Below are 19,107 nucleotides of genomic sequence, written 5' to 3' on the forward strand. Positions count from 1 at the left end.
CGTCGTCAGTGCCGGCGCACCTGTCGCTGCCAGACCCGGACTTCAAACACGGAGAACAACCATGGACCCAACCCGGCTCATTCCCCAATCCCTCCCCATCCCCGTGGAGTGGGGATGGTTCTACCTCTTCCAGGTATCGACCTTCATCCTCCACATCCTGGTCATGAACGTCATGCTCGGCGGGGCCATCATCGCCCTGGTCCACCATCTGCGCGGCAAGAAAGAAACGGAACCCCTGACCAGAACCATTTCCGTGAAACTGCCCTTCACCGTCGCCTTCGCCGTCAACTTCGGCGTGGCGCCGCTGCTCTTCATGCAGGTCCTCTACGGCCAGTTCCTGTACACGAGCAGCGTGCTCATGGCCGTCTACTGGCTGGCCGTCGTCGGACTGGTCATCGCCGCGTACGGGAGCGCCTACATCTACAACTTCCGCTATGCATCGCTGGGCGGACTGAAGACGGTGTTCATCGGCCTGACGGCGCTGAGCCTGTTGGTCACGGGCTTCATTTTCACAAACAACATGACGCTCATGCTGAACCCCGAGAGCTGGACGGCGTACTTCGACAACCCCGGAGGGACGATCCTCAACCTTTCGGACCCGACGGTGCTGCCGCGCTACCTGCACATCGTAGCCTCGTCCACGGCCCTGGGCGGGCTGGCCCTGGCCCTGCTGTACCAGCGCCGCAAGGACGACCCGCAGGCCGGCCGCTGGGTGCGGCACGGCATGAACTGGTACGCGTTCTCGACGGTGGCCCAGATGGCCCTGGGCCTGTGGTTCCTCACGTCCCTGCCCCAGCGCGTCTCGCACCTTCTGCTGGGCGGGTCCCTGCCCCACACCCTCATCTTCGCGGCGGGAGCGATTCTCGGGATCTTCAGCATCAGCAACGCGCTGCGCTACAACGTCCGCACCACCGCCATCATCTCCGTGACCACCATCTCCCTCATGGTCTACCTGCGCGACATGGTCCGGGACGCCTACCTGAGCCCCTACTTTCAGGTCAGCGACCGCGTCGTGACCGGAGAATACTCGCCCTTCATCCTCTTCGTCCTGACCCTGGCGGCCGGGCTCGTCATCATCGCCTGGATGCTCAAGACGGCGTCCACCGACACGGAGGTGCGCTCATGAACTTTCCGATCTGGGACCTCCAATGGGCCGGCGGCGGCCTGCTCATCGCCATGATTTCCGTCTTCCACGTCTACATCGCACATTTCGCCGTGGGCGGCGGCCTTTTCCTCGTGCTCACGGAACTGCTGGCCTACCGGCGACAGTCTCCGGAAATCCTGGCCTACGCCAAACGGCACACCAGGTTCTTCCTGCTCGTGACCATGGTCCTGGGCGGCATCACGGGCGTAGGGATCTGGTTCATCATTTCGCTGGTCGCACCGGCAGCCACGTCGAGCCTCATCCACACCTTCGTTTTCGGGTGGGCCATCGAGTGGGTCTTCTTCCTGGGCGAAATCGTGTCCCTGCTCATCTACTACTACACCTTCGGCAGGATGGGCAGACGCAACCACCTCGCCATGGGCTGGATCTATTTCTTCTTCGGATGGATGTCGCTCTTCATGATCAACGGCATCATCGGCTTCATGCTCACTCCCGGCGACTGGCCGGCCACAAGGAGCTTCTGGGACGGCTTCTTCAACCCGACCTTCTGGCCTGCCCTGGCCTTCAGGACCTTCATCGCCGTGATGTTCGCCGGGCTTTACGGCTTCGTCACTGCCACATGGGAGAAGGACGCCCCGACCCGCGAGGCCATGGTCCGCTACAGCGCCCTGTGGCTTCTCCTGCCTTTCGCCCTGCTGCTTCTGTCGGGCTGGTGGTACATCCAGGTCCTGCCCGCAGGCCCCAAGGCCATGATCCTCGGGGCCAACCCCGAAATCGTCCCCTTCCTTGAGGGTTTCGTCCAGATCTCGGCCATCCTCTTCGTCGGCGGCCTGATCATGGCGATCAAGATGCCGGCCACTGTCAAACGGCCCATGGCCGTGGCCCTGCTCGTCGTCGGCCTCATGTACATGGGCTGCTTCGAGTGGATGCGCGAGGCCGGACGCCGCCCGTACCTCATCCACGGGCACATGTACTCCAACGCCATCCTGGCCGGGACCGAGGACGCCATCGCCGCGCAGGGCTTCCTGGCGACCTCGGGCTGGAACCGCTACCAGGAGGTCACCCCCGAGAACGCCGTGGAAGCCGGGCGGGAGATCTTCCGCGGCCAGTGCTCGTCCTGCCATTCCATCGGCGGCCCACTGAACGACATCAAGCCCCTGACGGCGGCATTCGACCAATTCGGCATGGAGTCCATGATCCGGGGCATGGGCACGGTCCACGCCTACATGCCGCGCTTCGCGGGCACGGCCCGGGAGCGGGAAGCCCTGGCGTCCTTCATCGTGCAGAAACTGAACAGCCGGACGCCCGCAGCCGATCCTCCCGCGCCGCCAGCTTTGGCAGGGCCGGAAATTCCGCCCTTTGATGCGGAAAACGGGGAATATGTGCTGCTGGCGTGGTGCACGCTTGGCGAAAAGTGCATCTCGGACTGCGACGCGCATTTCTCCTTTCTCCCGCCCGGCAGCGTCCTGACGGCCCAACTCGTGCGTCGCGACCCGCGTCCGGAGATCGTGACCCAGGGCGTGAAGATCTCCTACATCCCGCCCGCGGGCTTCGAAAACCCGAGCAAGCACGTGGACTTCTGGAAATACGCGCCGTCGCTGGTCGGCAAGGAACTCCCGGAAAACGTCAGCGCCAAGGGGCTCGGCCTGTCCGGGGACATGAAGCTCAACGAAAAGAACCTGACCTTCGTGGCCGACGGCATCCCTGTGCTGCCCTACACGGACGACGGCGGCGTCAACCCGTACCCCGTCTTCACCATCGAGGCCCGGGACGCCGCCAGCGGCGAACTCCTGGCCACGACCAGGGTCGTGGCGCCCGTGTCCACGGAGATCGGGTGCAAGCACTGCCACGGCGGCGAGTGGAGACGCGACGACGTCACGGGCATCTCCGCCGCGACCGCCTCGGACGTCCTGGCCCGCCACGACCGCCGGCACAAGACCGACCTCCAGGCCCAGGCCGCGAGCGGCCGGCCCGTGCTCTGCCAGAGCTGTCACCCCGACCCGCTGCTGAACGCCGCAGGCCGCCCGGAACTGCTCAACCTGCCGACGGCCATACACGGGTTTCACGCCAATTACATGACCGGCATGGAGGGGGCTCAGGCCTGCCGCGCCTGCCATCCGGAAAGCTTCACCCGTTGCGCCCGCGGCGTGCATGCCACGCAGGCCGGGCTGACCTGCGTCAACTGTCACGGCACCATGGAGGACCACGCCCTGTCCCTGCTCAAGGCCGAAAAAGAGGCGGGCAAGGCCAAGGCCGAACGGCTCATGCGGCACGTCAGGCCCAGACTCGTGGCCACGGTGGATGAAATCGTGCCGCGCCAACCCTGGAAGGACGAGCCCGAGTGCCTGACCTGCCACGTGGACTTCGCCCCCCCGCAGGGCGACCAGGCCTTCAACCAGTGGGTGCGCGGCCCCGAGGGGCTCTACCGTACCCGCACCGACGACGCGGGGCTGATGTGCGAGGCCTGCCACGGGCCGACCCACGCCGAATACCCGGCCGTGAACCCGTTCCACCCCGACCTCGACGCCATCCAGCCCCTGCAGTACCAGGGCGCGCCCGGCCCCATCGGCTCGGGAGGCAACTGCGCCGTGTGCCACACCGAGGAAATGCTGGACGAGTTCCACCACCCCAACATCCTGGGCGGCAACTGATGAACCCGTCTGCCCGGACCGGACACGGTCCGGGCAGACGCCTTTCCGGAAAGGTGCGACTCCAGCGCACCTGCCGCCGCGAATCAGAATTTCCTTTACCCTCCCGCGGCCTTGGGTTAGCCTTCGCGCAAGGTTCCACCGGAATCCCGTCGCGCCCGACGCTTCCCCCCACACAGGAGAACCGCCATGACGTATCTCCCCTGCGTTGGATGCGGGTGGTGCTGCATGCACGATCAGTGCACCGACTCACTGCGTCGGCACGGGTATCTGCCGCGCTGTCCCGAGCTTTTCTGGAGCGACGAGGCCGGGCGCTACCTCTGCCGGACCATGCTCGAAGGCGATACGGGAGACGCGATCAGGCGCAACCAGCATACCGGCAAAGGATGCTGCGCCCCCCTCAATTCCTGGCGCATGGACGTCCACAACCGGGACACATGAAACCGCATCGACCGGACCACGCATGAGCCACGCCTCGCCCGAGACGGACACGTCAGCCGAACCCGTCAGGAAAATCCCTTCCCCCAGAATGATGAGCGGGCAGCTCACCGTCCTGACCATCCTGGTGGCCATGGTGCCCCTGGTGTGCCTGGGCACCCTCGGCTACGTCTTTTACGACTCGGCCTACAGGACCAATGCCCGCGCCGTCCTCGGCAAACAGGCCATGAGCGCGGCCCAGAGCGTGAACGCCTTTCTCGAAGAGAAAATCTCAAACCTCCGCCAGGAGGCGGGGACAGCCGGCTTTGCCCAACTGTCCGATCCGGCCCGCCTGCGCGACAGGCTGCACATGCTGCAGGACGCCTACCAAGGGGTCTTTCTCGGTCTCGATGTCCTCGACGCCTCGGGCATGATCGTCGCCGACACCGGCCCCACCGCGGCTGCAGCCGACGCGCCGTGGTTCCAGCAGGCCATCAGCCGGCCGCAATTCATCAGCAGCCTCGGCATGAGGGACTCCCAGCTCTTCATCACCGTGCGCGTCGCCTCGGGTCAGGCGCCCTGGCTCCTGCGGGCGCACCTGGACCCGGCGCAGATCGACGACAGAATCCGGATCTTTCAGCCCGCCGGGCCGGGCGGCTCGTTCTTCCTCGACCGGCACGGCGCGCCCGACCCGTCCGCGAGCGGAACGAGCACGCGGGAAACGACGGCGATCCTCGCCGGACAGGTCTTTCCCGAAGGGCGGCCCGTGGTCATCGAAGCGCGCGACGACAGAAACGAAATGCGCATGTACGGGTGCGCCCCGGTCAAGGCCTCGGGCGGCATCCTGGTCATCCATCAGGCCATGGACGATGTCCTGCGTCCCCTGGTCAATGCCCGCATGCTGGGGCTGGCCATCGTGCTCCTCGGGGCGGCCGGCATCGTCGCCACGGCTCTGGCCCTGGCCCGCCGCACCGAGCAGCGGCTGCTCAAGGCCGAGCTCACCCAGCAACACATGCAGCGGCAGCTGGTCGAGGCCGGCAAGCTCGCAGCCATCGGCGAACTGGCCGCAGGCGTGGCCCACGAGATCAACAACCCCCTGGCCATCATGATGGAAAACGCCGGCTGGATCGAGGACCTGCTGTCCTCGGACGATCCCTACAGCGTTGAAAACGTCACGGAAATCCGTTCCTCGCTGCAGACCATCACCATTCAGGGCCACCGCTGCAGGGAGATCACGCACAAGCTCCTGAGCTTCGCCCGCAAGACCGACACCACCGTGCGGGCGGTGCGGGTCAACCCGCTGCTCGAAGACATCGCGGGCTTCGCCCGGCAGAAGGCCAAATACCGGGAGGCCGAAATCCGGCTCGCCCTGGACCCCGACGTCCAGGAGGTCTCGGGTTCCCCCACCGAGCTGCAGCAGATCCTCCTCAACCTGGTCAACAACGCCATCGACGCCATCGACAGGCCCGGCGGTCTGGTCGAACTTCGCTCCCTCCGGGAACCCGACGCGGTCTGCATCACCGTCAACGACAACGGACAGGGCATCCCCGCCGACGTCCTGCCCCGCATCTTCGACCCCTTCTTCACCACCAAGGCCGAGGGTCAGGGCACGGGCCTGGGCCTGGCCATCTGCCGAGACATCCTGTCCAAGATGAACGGCACCATCAGCGTCGAATCGACGCCCGGCAAAGGCTCCGCCTTCAGCATCCGCCTGCCCCTGCGGGACGAGGTATGACACGCGGACAAAACACCAGGGCCTTTCTCTACCCTGCCTATTTGACTCGACTTATTTCTGCGGATAATAGCCTGGCGAATCCATCAACCATCTCTGTGGAGCCCTCATGTCCGAGGCCGGCACGACACGTCAGACGTCAGCTCACGGCGAGCTCATCGACATCCTCATCAAGGAAGGCCTGCTGACGGAAAAGCAGGCCGTGCATGCCTCCAGGCTGCGCAGCAAGCTCACCCGTTCCAAGCCGCTCCTCGAAATCGTCAAGGAGCTGGGCTACGTCACCGACGAGCAGGTCACGGCCGCCATCCGCAAGAACAAGCTGTCCATGCGCATCGGCAGCCTGCTGGTGGAGCTTGGGCTCATCAGCGAGGCCGACCTGGAGTCCGCGTTCCAGATCCAGCGCGCAAGCCAGACTCCGCAGAAGCTCGGCGAGGTGCTGGTCAAGAACAACTTCATCAAGGAATTCAAGCTCCTCGAAGCGCTGTCCTTACAGCTCGGCTACCCGTTCATCGACCCACGCTTCACCAACCTGGATCTTTCCCTGCTGCATCAGGTTCCCTCGACCTACCGCGCCAAGGGTGCGTACATCCCCATCGGGCGCGTCGAGAACAGAATCGTCGTGGCCTTCGCCAACGTTCTGGACCAGGAGGAACTGGACGAGGCCCGCACCATGTTTCCCGAGGGGATCAGCCCTGCCATCGCCACCCGGGAGGCCATCGTCGAGGCTTACCAGCGCTTCGAACGCGGGGCGCAGTCGCGGGAAACGAGCGAGGAGGACTCGGCCGCGGGCATCGTCGAGCGCATCATCCTCGACGCCATCGATTTCAATGTCAGCGACATCCACATGGAGCCCCTGCCGGACCGGCTGCGCGTGCGCTTCCGGCGCGACGGCGTGCTCGAACCGTACAAGGAGTTCCCGCGCGACATCATCCCCAACATTTCGAGCCGCCTGAAGATCATGTGCAAGGCGGATATCGCCGAGAAGCGCCGCCACCAGGGCGGCCGCATTCTCTTCGAGTATCCGGGAGGCGAGCTCGACATGCGAGCCTCTTTCTACGTGACCATCCACGGCGAGGCCATCGTCCTGCGCCTGCTGAACCGCCAGGGCAACCTCATCGACATCACCGGCATCGGGATGTACCCGAAGATTCTCAAGCGCTTCATCGAAAGCGCCCTCTCGCGGCCAAGCGGCGTCGTCATCGTCACCGGCCCAACGGGCTCGGGCAAGACGACCACGGTCTACAGCTGCATCCACCACCTGAACACGCCGCTTCTGTCCATCATCACGGCCGAGGAGCCCGTGGAGTACGTCATCCCGGGCATCTCCCAGTGCTCCATCGACCCCAAGATCAACCTGACCTTCGAGGAGACCCTGCGCCACATCGTGCGCCAGGACCCGGACGTCATCCTCATCGGCGAGATCCGCGACAACTATTCGGCTGAAGTGGCCGTGCAGGCCGCCCTGACCGGGCACAAGGTCCTGACCACCTTCCACACCGAGGACTCCATCGGCGGCCTCATCCGCCTCATGAACATGGACATCGAGGCCTTCCTCATCTCCTCGACCGTGGTCAGCGTCGTGGCACAGCGCCTGCTGCGCCGCGTCTGCCCGGAGTGCTCCAAGCCCTACAAACCCACGCCGGGCGAACTGCAGATGTTCGGGTACACCCAGGCCATGGTGCAGGGCGCGAACTTCCGCAAGGGCGCCGGCTGCTCCCACTGCCGCTACACGGGCTACCGCGGACGGGTCGCGGTCTTCGAGCTGCTCATCCTCGACGAGATGGTCCGCAACGCCATCCTGGAGCGGCGCACCAGCTTCGACATCCGCAAGATCGCCCTGGAGAGCGCGGGGCTCGTCACACTGTTCGAGGAAGGCCTGGTCAAGGCTTCCGAAGGCATCACCTCCCTGGAGGAGGTCATGCGCTGCCTGCCCCTGGTCCTCAAGCCCCGCTCCCTCGAAGAAACCCGCCGCCTGCTCGGAGTCTGAACATGAACCAGGAAAAATCCTTCCTCGACAGCCTGAAGGAGCACGTGGTCTCGGGCAAGGCGCAGCTACCGGCCTTCGACCGCACGGGCCTGGCCATCCAGGAGGAGATGGCCAAGCCGGACCCGGACATGCAGGCCATCGAAAAGCACATCCTGCGCGACCCGGCCCTGACCAGTCAGCTGCTCAAAATGGCCAACTCGTCCTTCTACCGCGGCATGCTGGAGATCACCACGGTCCGCAACGCCATCGTCCGCCTGGGCCTGGCCGAGGTGTCGGGCCTCGTGACCATGCTGACCCAGAAGAAATCCTTCGCCACCCAGGACCCGTTCATCCGCGAGTACATGGACGAACTCTGGATCCACTCCGTGGCCTGCGCCCTGGGCGCCAAGTGGATCGCCAAGGAATGCCGGCTGCCGAGCAAGATGAACGAGGCCTTTTTCGCCGGTCTGCTGCACGACATCGGCAAGGCGTTTCTCCTGCTGGCCATCTCCGACATGAAGAAAAGCGGGGAGCTTGGCGAAAACGTCCCCCGCACCTTCATCGAGGAGGCCCTGGACTCCCTGCACGCGGCCCTGGGGGCGCAGCTCCTCAAGGCCTGGAACCTCCCGGACGTCTACTGCATGGTTGCCAGGCACCATCACGACGAGGACATGCAGGACCGCGACGTCGTCCTGCTCATGGTCAGCCTGGCCAACAAGGTCCTGGCCAAGGCCGGCATCGGCATCACCCGCACCCCGGACATCGACTTGGCCACCAGTCCCGAGGCCATCCAGCTCGACCTGTCGGAGATCAAGGTCGCGGAACTGGAGCTGACCATGGAGGATTACGTGGCCTTCATCCAGGAAGGGGAAGCCTAGCTCCGCCGAACTCCCCCAGCTCAAACAGATCGGGCCGGCTCCTGTCATGGAACCGGCCCGTCTCGTTTCTACCAGCCGCCGCCTCCGCCGCCGCCTCCACCGCCGCCCGAGGAGCCGCCCCCGCCCATGCCCGAAGAACTCCCCGGAGCGGAAGAGGCCGAGGACACGGCCGACGACACGCCGCTGCCCAGGCCCGTCGCGAAGCCGCCGGGGTGCAACGAATTCCAGTGGCGCCCGGCATACCACCCCGGCTCGTACCCCGCCCGGCTCAGGATGTCGGCGAACCGTTCGCCCCACTCGTTCTCCACATCCAAGGCCATGGCGTAGGGCAGGAACTTCTCGAAGAGTTCCGGCGTCTCGTCGGGCGGGTGGATGAAATTGAGGCGGTCCTCCTCGGCCACGGACAGGTAGAGCCGAAACCCCTCGATCTCGTCGAGGACGCGGCGGCCGGCCTGGGTCGGGGCCTTGAGCAGCTCGTAGAAGACGGCGTTGGTCAGGATCATCCCCAGAAAGACGGCGCCAGGCGCCAGGCCGGTCTGGCTGAGCAGGAAACTCAGGCCCATGACCTCCCCGCCCAGGAAAGGCAGGGAAAAGGCCAAAAGCGCCATGGCCCCGACCTTGCCCATGACGCCCCGCGCCTGCCAGGCGGCAAAGGCTCTGCGCAGCAGCGTGACGCAGCCGAAGGTCCAGCCCGTCAGCCAGACGCAGAGGAAAAGAACCACGGGCGGAACGTCCGCACCGAAGGCCATGGCCCCGACCGTGGCCAGGGTGATGACCACACCTGGGGCCACCCAGCCCGAATTGGCCAGGAAATACGTAGAGGACAGCTCCTTGCCGAGCTTGTCCTTCATGGCCTGCCGGGCCCGGCTCACGACCTTGTGGTTGGTGTTCTTAAGCTCCACGGAAGGGCCGGCCTTGCGCAGCTCGTCCCAGACCGCCCGCTCTCCGGCGGACAGATCGGCAGGGGCCCGCTCGGCGAGTTCGAGCCGCACGCTGGCGTTATCCGCTATCCTGAGACCGCCCTTGACCGCGATGTTCACGATGCCCGCCGTGAAGGCCGTGTTGTCGAATTTCATGCGCCACAGCATGCGCACCATGGCCGGCGAAAAACCCTTGGGCGGGGCGAAGCGAGGGATGATCACGCCCTTGGCCGGGTCCCGGCCGACCCTGAGCCAGGCCAGCAGGTAGTAGGTTAAGAGCAGGGCGGCCCCGAAGCCGACGAACGCAAGGCTTCCGCCCTCGGCCATGATCGTCTCGGCCACGCCGGGCGCAGGAGGCTCGGTCACGAAGCCCTTGGGCCAGGACACCGCGATGGTCAGGCCTTCGCCTGGAGCGTACGGCCGGGACGAGTCGAAGACGACGCGGTTCTCACCGGCCGCGAAATTCCGGCTATCCGTGCTGCCCTGGGGTCCCTCGTAGGCCACGGCCTCCAGGGACGCGGCCCCGCCCGGCAGGTGCACGACGCAGCCGACCCGGTCCAGGGGCAGCCGCCAGCCGTTGCCGTTCACGTTCCAGTAGAGCTCGTCGTGATCCCGGAAGAAGCCCAGCTGGCGGGTCGTCGAGTAAGTCAGGGTGTACGTGTAGGTACCGGGCGCAAGGATGACGTCCTTCTGCCCGATGTAGATCGCCACGCCGTTGGACCTGCTTTCCGTGTGGTAGGGCTCGGGCCGCCCGTCGCGCCGGACGTCGGCGAGGGTGAAGCCCACCCGCACGGTCTTCCCGTCCGCGCCCTGGTACGTGGTCGGAAACTCGCGCACGATGCCGCGCCTGATCTGATCCCCCGCCGCCAGGACCGTGATGTTCTCCGTAACCACGAGGGACCCGTCGGGGTCGATGACGACCGTGGAGGTGAAATCGAGGATACGCTCCGTCTGGGCGTACAGCGGACAGGCGACGACAAACGTCAGGAGAAACGCCAGAACAAGTCTGCTGCGCATGGCCGCCGCCTAGAACGCAACCGTGGGCACGGCCCGTTCCGCCGCGCTCTCCAGTTCGAAGAACTCGGCCTTGGCGAACCCAAAGTGCCCGGCGATCAGGTTGGACGGAAAGGACTCCACGGCGATGTTCAGGTTGCGCACGGCGCCGTTGTAGTAGCGGCGAGCCAGCTGGATCTGTTCCTCGATCTCGCCCAGGGAGGCCTGCAGCTGGGCGAAGTTGGCGTTGGCCTTCAGGTCCGGGTAATTCTCGGCAAGAGCGAAGAGCTTGCCCAAGGCCTGGCCAAGAAGCCCCTGGGCCTGGGCCGTCTCGCCCACGCCGTGGGCGTTCTGGGCCAGCCCCCGCAGCCGGATGACCTCCTCCAGCGTGCCCTTCTCGTGGGCCGCGTAGCCCTTGACCGTGGACACGAGGTTGGGAATCAGATCCGTGCGCCGCTTGAGCTGCACGTCGATGCCGCTCCAGGCTTCCTCCACCATGTTGCGCATCCGCACCAGGCCGTTGTAGACCGCGACGGCCCACAGAACCACTGCCGCGACCAGACCGAGCACCACGACGAGACCGATCATAAACCCTCCGAAATCATGCTGTTTATGCTGCCCTTCTAGGCCAAAGGGCCATTCTTGAAAAGCGCGGCCTTGCTTTTTGGACCGGACCTTGCCAGACCATGGACACCAGACACCCTTCAGCCGCGCGAGGTGCTCATGTCCACCGCAAAGAACTGGGTCATCGTCCTGCTCCTGCTCGTCGTCGCCGGCCAAGCCTGGCTGCTGCGGGACCGCTATTTCCCGCCCGTGCCTCAAGGGCTGGCCGTGAGCGCCGTCAGCCTGGACAGCGCCATGCGCACGGCCATCGCCGTGGAGTTCGACCGCGCGGTACCGGACGACAGGCGCGCCATGCCCGCGCCGGCCACCATCGCCCCCGCGGCCGAGGGGCAGTGGGTCTGGGCCAACCCCTTCACCCTCAAGTTCCTGGCCCAGACCCCGCTGCCCATGGACATGCAGTACACTCTGACCCTGAGTCCCGTGGTCTTCCCGGCGGACGTCCTGGGCGGCGAGCGCGACCTCGTCGTGCGCACCGGCAGCTTCGAGGTCCGCGAGCTGACCGTGAACGAGCTGGCCTCGGAGGCCGGTCCCGACATGGTCGAGCTTGAGGGCAACATCGTCTTCAACGCGCCCGTGGACCCGCAGCAGCTCCTGCCCGCCCTGCGCCTGGCCGAGGGCAACGGCACGCAGGTCGAACTCGTCCTGCAGACCCGCTGGCGCTCCACGAGCTTCGGGTTCCGCAGCGTCCCCGTGCGCAAGGCCCCCCAGGCGCGGACCCTGACCATCGGCCTCGACCCGGCCCTGACCGTGGCCGGCAAGAGCCTGACGCTGGGCCGGGAGTTCCGACGCGAGATCGTTCTGCGCCTGGACCCGGTGCTGCGCGTGGACGGCGTCTCGCCCCAGTCCGACAAGGGACAGGCGCGCATCCAGATCGAGTTTTCCGCGCCGGTCGACGCGGCCGCCCTGCGGGAACGGCTGCGCGTCGACCCGCTGGCCGAGGTTTCGGTTTCAGCCCGCGGGCGGACCGCGACCGTGAGCGGGGCCCTGGCCCCGGGCCGCCAGTACGTGCTGCGCATCGCCAAGGGTCTCAGGGCCGCGGACGGGGCGGAGCTTTCGGCCGACCACGAAACGCCAGTGCGCATGCCCGACCTGCCGCCGAGCGTGGACTTCTCGGCCACGGGCATGTTCCTGCCCCGCCAGGGCAGCGGACTCCTAGGCGTGGAACACGTCAACGCCGACAGCGCGGACCTGACCGTGAGCCGCGTCTTCCTCAACAACCTCGGCCCCCTCTTCCAGGACTACGGGTATTCGATCTTCGACGGCGGCGGGGCCAGGGACACGGTGCCCTACCACCTGGGAACGGAGATCCTGCGCGAGACCATCGCCCTCACGTCCGCGCCCAACGAGGTGCAGGAGCGGACCCTGTCCCTGTCGGAGCTCATCCCCGACGGCCGGCCCGGCCTCTACAAGCTGGGCCTGAGCCTGCCCGGCGACTACCGCGGGACCACGCGCTGGGTCCTGCGCACGGACATCGGCCTGGTGGCCAAGCAGGAGGCGGCCGGGTTTCTGGTCTGGGCCGCGTCCATCGAGGACCTGCGGCCCCTGGAGGGCGTGGAGGTGCGTCTCGTCAGCACCCGCAACCAGGTCCTGGGCACGGCCCGCACCGACGCCGCCGGCCTGGCCCACATCCCCTCCGTCGGCGATGACGAGGCCGGCTTCCCGGCCATGATCCTGGCCGCATCGGGCGAAGACTTCAGCTTCATCTTCCTGGAGCGCTTCCGCGTCGACACCACGGGCCTCGACGTCAGCGGCGCGACCATCGGCGCCGCCGACCTGCAGGCATATGTCTACGGCAAGCGCGACATCTTCCGGCCAGGCGAAACCGTCGACGGCGCGGCCCTGGTCCGCGACGGCCGCATCGGCGTCTCCCCCGACCTGCCCCTGACCATGGAGCAGCGCGACCCCGAGGGGCGCCTGCTGCGCACCCTGAACCTGGCCCCGGACCGGGGCATGGCCTCCTTCAGCCTGGACATCCCCGACTGGTCCCTGACCGGGCGTTATCTGCTGCAGGCCATGAGCGCGGGCCAGGCCATCGGGTCTTGGACCTACCAGGTCGAGGAGTTCATCCCCGACCGCATCAGCGTGGAGATCGCCACGAACAGCACCGGGGCCGCGCCCGGCCAAGTCCTGCCCTTCGAAGTGGCTTCTCGCTACCTCTTCGGCCCGCCGGCCTCCAATCTGGCCGTCAGCGCCAAGGCCCGGCTCGTGGCCGCGGGTTTCGCGCCCAAAGGCTTCGAGGCCTACTCCTTCGGCGACCCCGGCCGCGCCTTCGAACCCCTGTCCATCCTGGCCTCCGAAACCAGGCTGGACCACGAAGGACGCGCCGTCTTCACCGTCGACATCCCCAAAGATCTCACTCCGCCCCTGGCCCTCGAAGCCGAATTGACCGGACGCGTGCGCGAACAGGGCGGACGAGGGGTCACTGCCAGGCGGCGCGTGCCGGTGCATGTCTACGCCCTCTACCCCGGCCTCAAACGGCCCGACTCCATGGAACTGGAACCGCGCAAAACGGCGGTCTTCGAATTCGTGACCGTGGCCCCCGACGGTTCGCGCACGCAGCACCCGGAACTGGTCGCCACCCTCTTTCAGGACCGCTGGCAGACGATCATGCGGCGTACGGAACAGGGCTTCGCCTACGAGTCCGTGCGCAACCCCGTCGAAGTCTCGACCCAGCGCGTGGCCGCGGGCGACGGTGCGGGCTCCTTCAGCGTGGTCCCGCCGGACTACGGCTCCTACCGGGTGCGCCTGGCCGACCCGCAGGGCGGGGCCGCAGCGGAGATCGAATTCTACTGCGGCGGGTGGGGCTACTCGCCCTGGGCGGTCAAGAACCCGGCCCGCTTGGAACTGATCCCGGACAAGGACGGGTACAGGGCCGGCGAGACGGCCTCGGTCCAGATCCGCGCCCCCTTCCCCGGCAAGGCGCTGGTCACGGTCGAGGGACGCGGCGTGGAGCACCTCGAAATCGTCGAACTGACGGGCAACACGGGCCAACTGCGCATCCCCGTGCGCGAGGACTGGCAGCCCAACGTGCACCTCACGGCCACCCTGGTCCGCCGGGCCGGGGACATCCTGCCCGGCACCCCGGGCCGCGCCTTCGGCGCAATTCCGCTGTTCGTGGACAGCCTGTCCAACAGGATGGACGTGCGCGTAGACGCCCCGGCCGAAACGCGCCCCGAGACGGACCTGCGCATCACGGTCCAGGCCGAACCCGGCGCGCGCGTGACCGTGGCCGCCGTGGACGAGGGCATCATGCAGCTGGCCGGCGGCCGCAACCCCGACCCCTTCGGGCACTTCTACGCCAAGCGGGCCCTGGACGTGGCCAGCTTCGACAACTTCGCCCTGCTCTTCCCGCACCTGGCCCTGCACCGGCCCCTGGCCGGCGGCGGCGACGCCCTGGCCGCGGCCTCGTCCTTCATGCGCACCGAAGGCATCCGCAGGGTCCGTCCCGTGACCTTCTGGTCCGGCGTGCTCACGGCCGGAGCCGACGGTTCCGTAACCCACAGCCTGCGGCTGCCCGACTTCCAGGGCGCCCTGCGCATCGTGGCCGTGGCCAACCGCGACCGCTCCTTCGGCACGGGCACGGCCATGACCCGCGTGCGCGGCCCCCTGGTCCTGACCCCGACCCTGCCGCGCTTCCTGTCCCCTGGCGACACCGTCGAAATTCCCCTGACCCTGCGCAACGACACGCCGTCGGCCGGCGAGTTCCGCGTCAGCGCCACGGTTTCCGGCCCGGCCGGCCTCGGCGACATGCCCGCCCCCCTGACCCTCGATCCGGGACGCGAAGGCACCGTGTACGTGCCCCTGCGCTGCGGCGCCGAAGAAGGCAAGGTCAGCCTGGCCTTCACTGCCGCCGGGAACGGGGAGACGGCCACGGCCGGGGAGGAGCTCGACCAGCGCTCGCCCCTGCCCGTGGAGCGCCTGCTGGAGAACACGGCCCTCGGGGAGGAGTCGGGGCGGATCGCCGGGCCGGCCCCGGACAGGCTGATCCCCGGCACGGTCCGGCGCACGGTGCGCCTGTCCACGTCGCCGCTGACGCGTTTCGCGGGGCAGCTGGAGAACCTGCTGGGCTACCCGTACGGCTGCGCCGAGCAGACCGTGTCCAAGGCCTTCCCGCTGCTGCATTTCTCGGCCCTGGCCGCCGATCTTGCGCCCGGACAGTTCACCGCCTCCGGACCGGCCGGGCTGGTCCAGACGGCCATTCGCCGTCTGCAGACCATGCAGACCCCGTCCGGCGGCTACGGATTCTGGCCCGGCGACACGGAACCCAATCCCTGGGTCTCGGCCTACGTCTGCCATTTCCTGCTGGAGGCGCGTCAGGCCGGACACACCGTGCCCGGCGACATGCTGAACGGAGGCCTCGGCTACATCGCCACCCTCGCCGCCCCGGAACCCGGCAGCCCGCCGGACAAGGTCGAGCAGGCCGCCTACGCCCTCTATGTCCTGGCCCTGGGGCAAAGGCCCGACCTGGGCAGCCAGGACTACCTGCGCGCCACCTTCAGCAAATCCCTGAACGGCGTGGCCCGCACCCTCCTGGCCGGGGCTTATCTCTCCTCGGGGAACCAGGCGCCAGGCTTCGAGCTCCTGCACCTCGCGCCGACCTTCGACGACGCCCGGCGCGAGAGTGGGGCCAACCTCGGCTCGGGCCTGCGCGACAGGGCGCTGACGGCCCTGGTCCTGCTGGCGGCCATGCCCGACGACCCGCGCCTGCCGGACCTCATGAACCGGCTCGGACAGGATCTGGGCGCGAACGTCTGGTACTCGACCCAGGAAACGAGCCTGGGCTTCATGGCCCTGGGCAAGTACCTCTCCGGCCGGGACGACGACCGCCCCTTCGCCGGCTCCATGACGTGGGCCGGCGGGGCTCGGGACTTCGACGAAACGCGGCTCCTCGTGGTCCGGGACATCGCCGCGGCCGGGGCCGTCGAATTGCGCAAGACCCCGGCCGACCGCGTGGTCTACGCCAGCGTCCTGACCTCCGGCACGCCGCGCAGGGACGGCCACGCGCCACGATCCGAAGGGCTGGAGATCGAGCAGACCTTCCTGGACGAAGGCGGGCGGCCCCTGGACCTGACCGCCGTGCGCCAGGGCCAGCTCGTCGTCATGAGGACGCGGGTCCGCAGCACCACCGGCCGCGTGGACAACGTGGTCGTGCAGAGCCTGCTACCCGCGGGCCTGGAGGTGGAAAACCCGCGCCTGGCCACGACCGAGCGCCTCGACTGGATGGAGGAGGAAAAGACGCTGGAAGGCTACCAGGACCTGCGCGACGACCGCATCCTGGTCTTCACGGACCTGCGCGACGGCGACTGGCGCGTGCGTCACGCCGTGCTGCGGGCCGTGACTCCGGGGACCTTCGCCTGCCCCCCGGTCCAGGCCGAGGCCATGTACGTCCCGAGCCTGCGAGGGAGCGGCCCCGTGGGCGAAATCCGCGTCGTGCGCGACGAACCGGCTCCATGACGAAACTCTCCCGGACGGCGGCCGCCCTGCGGCGGGCGGCCGCCGTCTCGTCCCTTTGCCTCGTGCTGGCCGGTCTGTTCGGGGTCATCCTGGACCGGCTCTTCCCCTTCCCGACGGAGCGCCTCGATCCGCCCTTCTCCACGCGCGTCCTGGACCGCGACGGCCGCCCCCTGCGCTTCTTCCTGGCCGAGGACGGCATGTGGCGCTTCCCCCTGAGCCTGGACGAGATCTCGCCGGAACTGACCGCGGCCCTGATCGACTCCGAGGACCGGCATTTCTACCGCCATCCGGGCGTCAACCCCGTCGCGGCCCTGCGCGCCCTGTGGACCAACCTGCGTGCGGGCCGCATCGTCAGCGGCGCGTCGACCATCCCCATGCAGGTCGCCCGCCTGGCCGACCCGCGGCCGCGCACGGCCACGGCCAAGCTGATCGAATCCTTCCGGGCCCTGCAGCTCTGCGCCCGCCATTCCAAGGCCGAAATCCTGCGCTGGTACGTGAACATGGCGCCCTTCGGCTCCAACGTGGTCGGGGTGGGGGCCGCGTCATGGCACTATTTCGGCAAGGACCCGCGCGCCCTTTCCCTGGGCGAGATCGCGCTGCTCTCGGTCCTGCCGCGCTCCCCCGCCCGCTACAACCCACTGCGAAACCCCGAGGCCGCCCGCGCCGTGCGCGACAGGGTCTTGAGGCGGTTCGCGGCCCACGGCGTCTTCGAGCCCGGCCGGGTGGCCGGGAGCATGGCGCTGCCGCTTCTGGCCTCGCGCTCCCCGGTGCCGCAGGGCGCGCCCCACTTCAGCCGCTGGGTGCGCACGCGGCTGCCCGGCCAGAGCGTCATCCGCACGAGCCTCGACGCCCGCATGCAGGGCATCGCCGAAGCCCTCGTGGCAGGGCGGATGGAGAGCCTGCGGCGCGAGGACGTGGGCAACGCCGCCGTGGTCGTGCTGGACGTCGAAAGCCGCCGCATCCTGGCCTGGGTCGGTTCGGCCGACTTCTGGGCCCAGGGGGAGGGGCAGGTCGACAACGCCCTGTCGCGGCGCTCTCCCGGTTCGACCCTCAAGCCGTTCCTCTACGCCCTGGCCTTCGACCGTGGAACCCTTGTCCCCGGTTCCATGCTCCTCGACGTGCCGACCGACTTCGCCGGCTATGCGCCCGAAAACTACGGGCAGAACTTCCAGGGGCTGGTCAGCGCGCGCACGGCCCTGGCCGCGTCCCTGAACGTCCCGGCCGTGCGCCTCCTGCACCGCCTGGGCACGGACCCGTTCCTCGATCTGCTGCGCCGCGGGGGCCTCTCGACCCTGGAGCGGCCGTCAGGCTACTACGGCCTGCCCCTGGCCCTGGGCGGGTGCGAGGTGCGCCTGCTGGAACTGACCAACCTCTATGCGTCCCTGGCCGCGGGAGGCGTGTTCAAGCCGGTGGAGCCCCTGGCCGGACAGCCGGAAAAATCCGGGAGCGCGGAGCGGCTCTTTTCCCCTGAGGCCGCGGCCATGGTCCTGGACATCCTGGCCTCGACGAGGCGGCCCGACCTGCCCGACGCCTGGCAGTTCACCGTCGGCGCCCCGGCCGTGGCCTGGAAGACGGGGACGTCCTTCGGGCACCGCGACGCCTGGGCCGTGGGCGTGAACCGGGATCTGGCCATCGGGGTCTGGACGGGCAACCCCGACGGATCCCAGTGCGCGGGCATTTCGGGCACGCGCCACGCCGCACCGCTGCTCTTCGACCTCTTCCGGGCCCTGGCCCCGGGCGGAGGGCACCTGCCCGACTTCCCGGCCCCGGCCCTGACGCGCACGGACGTCTGCGCCGACAGCGGGGACAGGCCGGGCCCCTTCTGCCCCACGATCTTTTGTCCCGCCATCGCCGGCGTGACCCGTCTGCCGGTCTGCGCCATGCACCGGCAGATCTTCACGTCGCCGGAATCGGGCCTGCGCCTGCACGGGGACTGCCTGCTGCACCGCCCGTCGCGGGCCGAGACGGTCCTGGTCTGGCCGGCCGAACTGGTGGCCTACAGGCTGGCCCAGGGGGCGCCCCTGCCCGGTCTGCCCCGCATGGACCCGGGTTGCCCCGACGTGCCCGCGGAAGCGGGACCCATCATCGATTCGCCGGACACGGACACGCCATACCTGATCCGACCGGACGCGCCGCCCGAGTTCCAACGGCTGGCGTTGTCAGCCGTCCCCGGCGCCGGAGCGACGACGCACTTCTGGTACGTGGACGGCCGCTTCGCGGGGCAGGGTCCGCCCGACCGCCCGTGCTTCGTGCCCTTGACGCCCGGCAGGCACGAAGCGACGGTCACCGACGACCTGGGCCGCAGCGCCCGCGCCGCCTTCACCGTGCGGACCCAGGCCGGTCTTGGCAGCGCAGGCGCCCCCTGATAGG

At 68.1% G+C, this 19,107-nt stretch carries 10 protein-coding genes; 8 read left to right on the forward strand and 2 right to left on the reverse strand.

Annotated elements, in window-relative coordinates; translation table 11 throughout:
* The first annotated feature begins 61 nt into the window (after positions 1 to 61).
* The 6 genes from G394_RS0103840 to G394_RS0103865 all read left to right on the forward strand — a co-directional run bounded on the left by G394_RS0103840 (position 62) and on the right by G394_RS0103865 (position 8,746).
* On the forward strand, positions 62 to 1,126 hold the full coding sequence (locus tag G394_RS0103840) for a hypothetical protein (RefSeq protein WP_028576529.1): 1,065 nt from the start codon (positions 62 to 64) through the stop codon (positions 1,124 to 1,126).
* Positions 1,123 to 3,756, forward strand: coding sequence for a cytochrome ubiquinol oxidase subunit I (locus G394_RS0103845; RefSeq protein ID WP_028576530.1), 2,634 nt, complete (start codon positions 1,123 to 1,125; stop codon positions 3,754 to 3,756). The genes G394_RS0103840 and G394_RS0103845 overlap by 4 nt, the downstream gene beginning before the upstream one ends.
* Before the next feature lie 186 nt (positions 3,757 to 3,942).
* Entirely contained in the window at positions 3,943 to 4,194 is a 252-nt protein-coding gene (locus G394_RS0103850) for a hypothetical protein (RefSeq protein ID WP_028576531.1), read from the forward strand.
* Positions 4,195 to 4,216: 22 nt separating this feature from the next.
* Complete coding sequence (locus G394_RS17835) at positions 4,217 to 5,905, forward strand: ATP-binding protein (protein WP_084435289.1); 1,689 nt, start codon at positions 4,217 to 4,219, stop codon at positions 5,903 to 5,905.
* A gap of 106 nt (positions 5,906 to 6,011) precedes the next feature.
* Positions 6,012 to 7,889 carry a GspE/PulE family protein gene (locus G394_RS0103860; protein WP_028576532.1) on the forward strand — a complete coding sequence of 626 codons (1,878 nt, stop codon included), beginning with the start codon at positions 6,012 to 6,014 and terminating at the stop codon, positions 7,887 to 7,889.
* A gap of 2 nt (positions 7,890 to 7,891) precedes the next feature.
* Entirely contained in the window at positions 7,892 to 8,746 is an 855-nt protein-coding gene (locus tag G394_RS0103865) for an HDOD domain-containing protein (RefSeq protein ID WP_028576533.1), read from the forward strand.
* A 68-nt stretch (positions 8,747 to 8,814) separates the two neighbouring features.
* On the opposite strand, the gene G394_RS0103870 is transcribed toward G394_RS0103865, so the two are convergent.
* Together G394_RS0103870 and G394_RS0103875 are read right to left on the reverse strand one after the other, a co-directional pair.
* Positions 8,815 to 10,683 carry a DUF2207 domain-containing protein gene (locus tag G394_RS0103870; RefSeq protein ID WP_028576534.1) on the reverse strand — a complete coding sequence of 623 codons (1,869 nt, stop codon included), beginning with the start codon at positions 10,681 to 10,683 and terminating at the stop codon, positions 8,815 to 8,817.
* Between the two features lie 9 nt (positions 10,684 to 10,692).
* Positions 10,693 to 11,247, reverse strand: a complete 555-nt coding sequence (locus G394_RS0103875; RefSeq protein ID WP_028576535.1) for a LemA family protein — start codon at positions 11,245 to 11,247, stop codon at positions 10,693 to 10,695.
* A gap of 135 nt (positions 11,248 to 11,382) precedes the next feature.
* Between G394_RS0103875 and G394_RS0103880 the strand changes: the two genes are divergently transcribed.
* Positions 11,383 to 16,737: an alpha-2-macroglobulin family protein gene (locus tag G394_RS0103880; RefSeq protein WP_028576536.1), complete on the forward strand. Its 5,355-nt coding sequence runs from the start codon at positions 11,383 to 11,385 to the stop codon at positions 16,735 to 16,737.
* Positions 16,734 to 19,103, forward strand: a complete 2,370-nt coding sequence (gene pbpC, locus G394_RS17840; RefSeq protein ID WP_043774664.1) for a penicillin-binding protein 1C — start codon at positions 16,734 to 16,736, stop codon at positions 19,101 to 19,103. The genes G394_RS0103880 and pbpC overlap by 4 nt, the downstream gene beginning before the upstream one ends.
* The last annotated feature ends 4 nt before the right edge of the window (positions 19,104 to 19,107 follow it).

The sequence above is a fragment of the Desulfomicrobium escambiense DSM 10707 genome (genome assembly GCF_000428825.1).
Classification (GTDB): Bacteria; Desulfobacterota; Desulfovibrionia; order Desulfovibrionales; family Desulfomicrobiaceae; genus Desulfomicrobium; species Desulfomicrobium escambiense.

What these genes read in the sequence shown, in the direction of transcription:
- G394_RS0103840 (WP_028576529.1), top strand. Translation starts at nt 62, where the DNA reads ATGGACCCAACCCGGCTCATTCCCCAATCCCTCCCCATCCCCGTGGAG.
- G394_RS0103845 (WP_028576530.1), top strand. Translation starts at nt 1,123, where the DNA reads ATGAACTTTCCGATCTGGGACCTCCAATGGGCCGGCGGCGGCCTGCTC.
- G394_RS0103850 (WP_028576531.1), top strand. Translation starts at nt 3,943, where the DNA reads ATGACGTATCTCCCCTGCGTTGGATGCGGGTGGTGCTGCATGCACGAT.
- G394_RS17835 (WP_084435289.1), top strand. Translation starts at nt 4,217, where the DNA reads ATGAGCCACGCCTCGCCCGAGACGGACACGTCAGCCGAACCCGTCAGG.
- G394_RS0103860 (WP_028576532.1), top strand. Translation starts at nt 6,012, where the DNA reads ATGTCCGAGGCCGGCACGACACGTCAGACGTCAGCTCACGGCGAGCTC.
- G394_RS0103865 (WP_028576533.1), top strand. Translation starts at nt 7,892, where the DNA reads ATGAACCAGGAAAAATCCTTCCTCGACAGCCTGAAGGAGCACGTGGTC.
- G394_RS0103870 (WP_028576534.1), bottom strand. Translation starts at nt 10,683, where the DNA reads ATGCGCAGCAGACTTGTTCTGGCGTTTCTCCTGACGTTTGTCGTCGCC.
- G394_RS0103875 (WP_028576535.1), bottom strand. Translation starts at nt 11,247, where the DNA reads ATGATCGGTCTCGTCGTGGTGCTCGGTCTGGTCGCGGCAGTGGTTCTG.
- G394_RS0103880 (WP_028576536.1), top strand. Translation starts at nt 11,383, where the DNA reads ATGTCCACCGCAAAGAACTGGGTCATCGTCCTGCTCCTGCTCGTCGTC.
- pbpC (WP_043774664.1), top strand. Translation starts at nt 16,734, where the DNA reads ATGACGAAACTCTCCCGGACGGCGGCCGCCCTGCGGCGGGCGGCCGCC.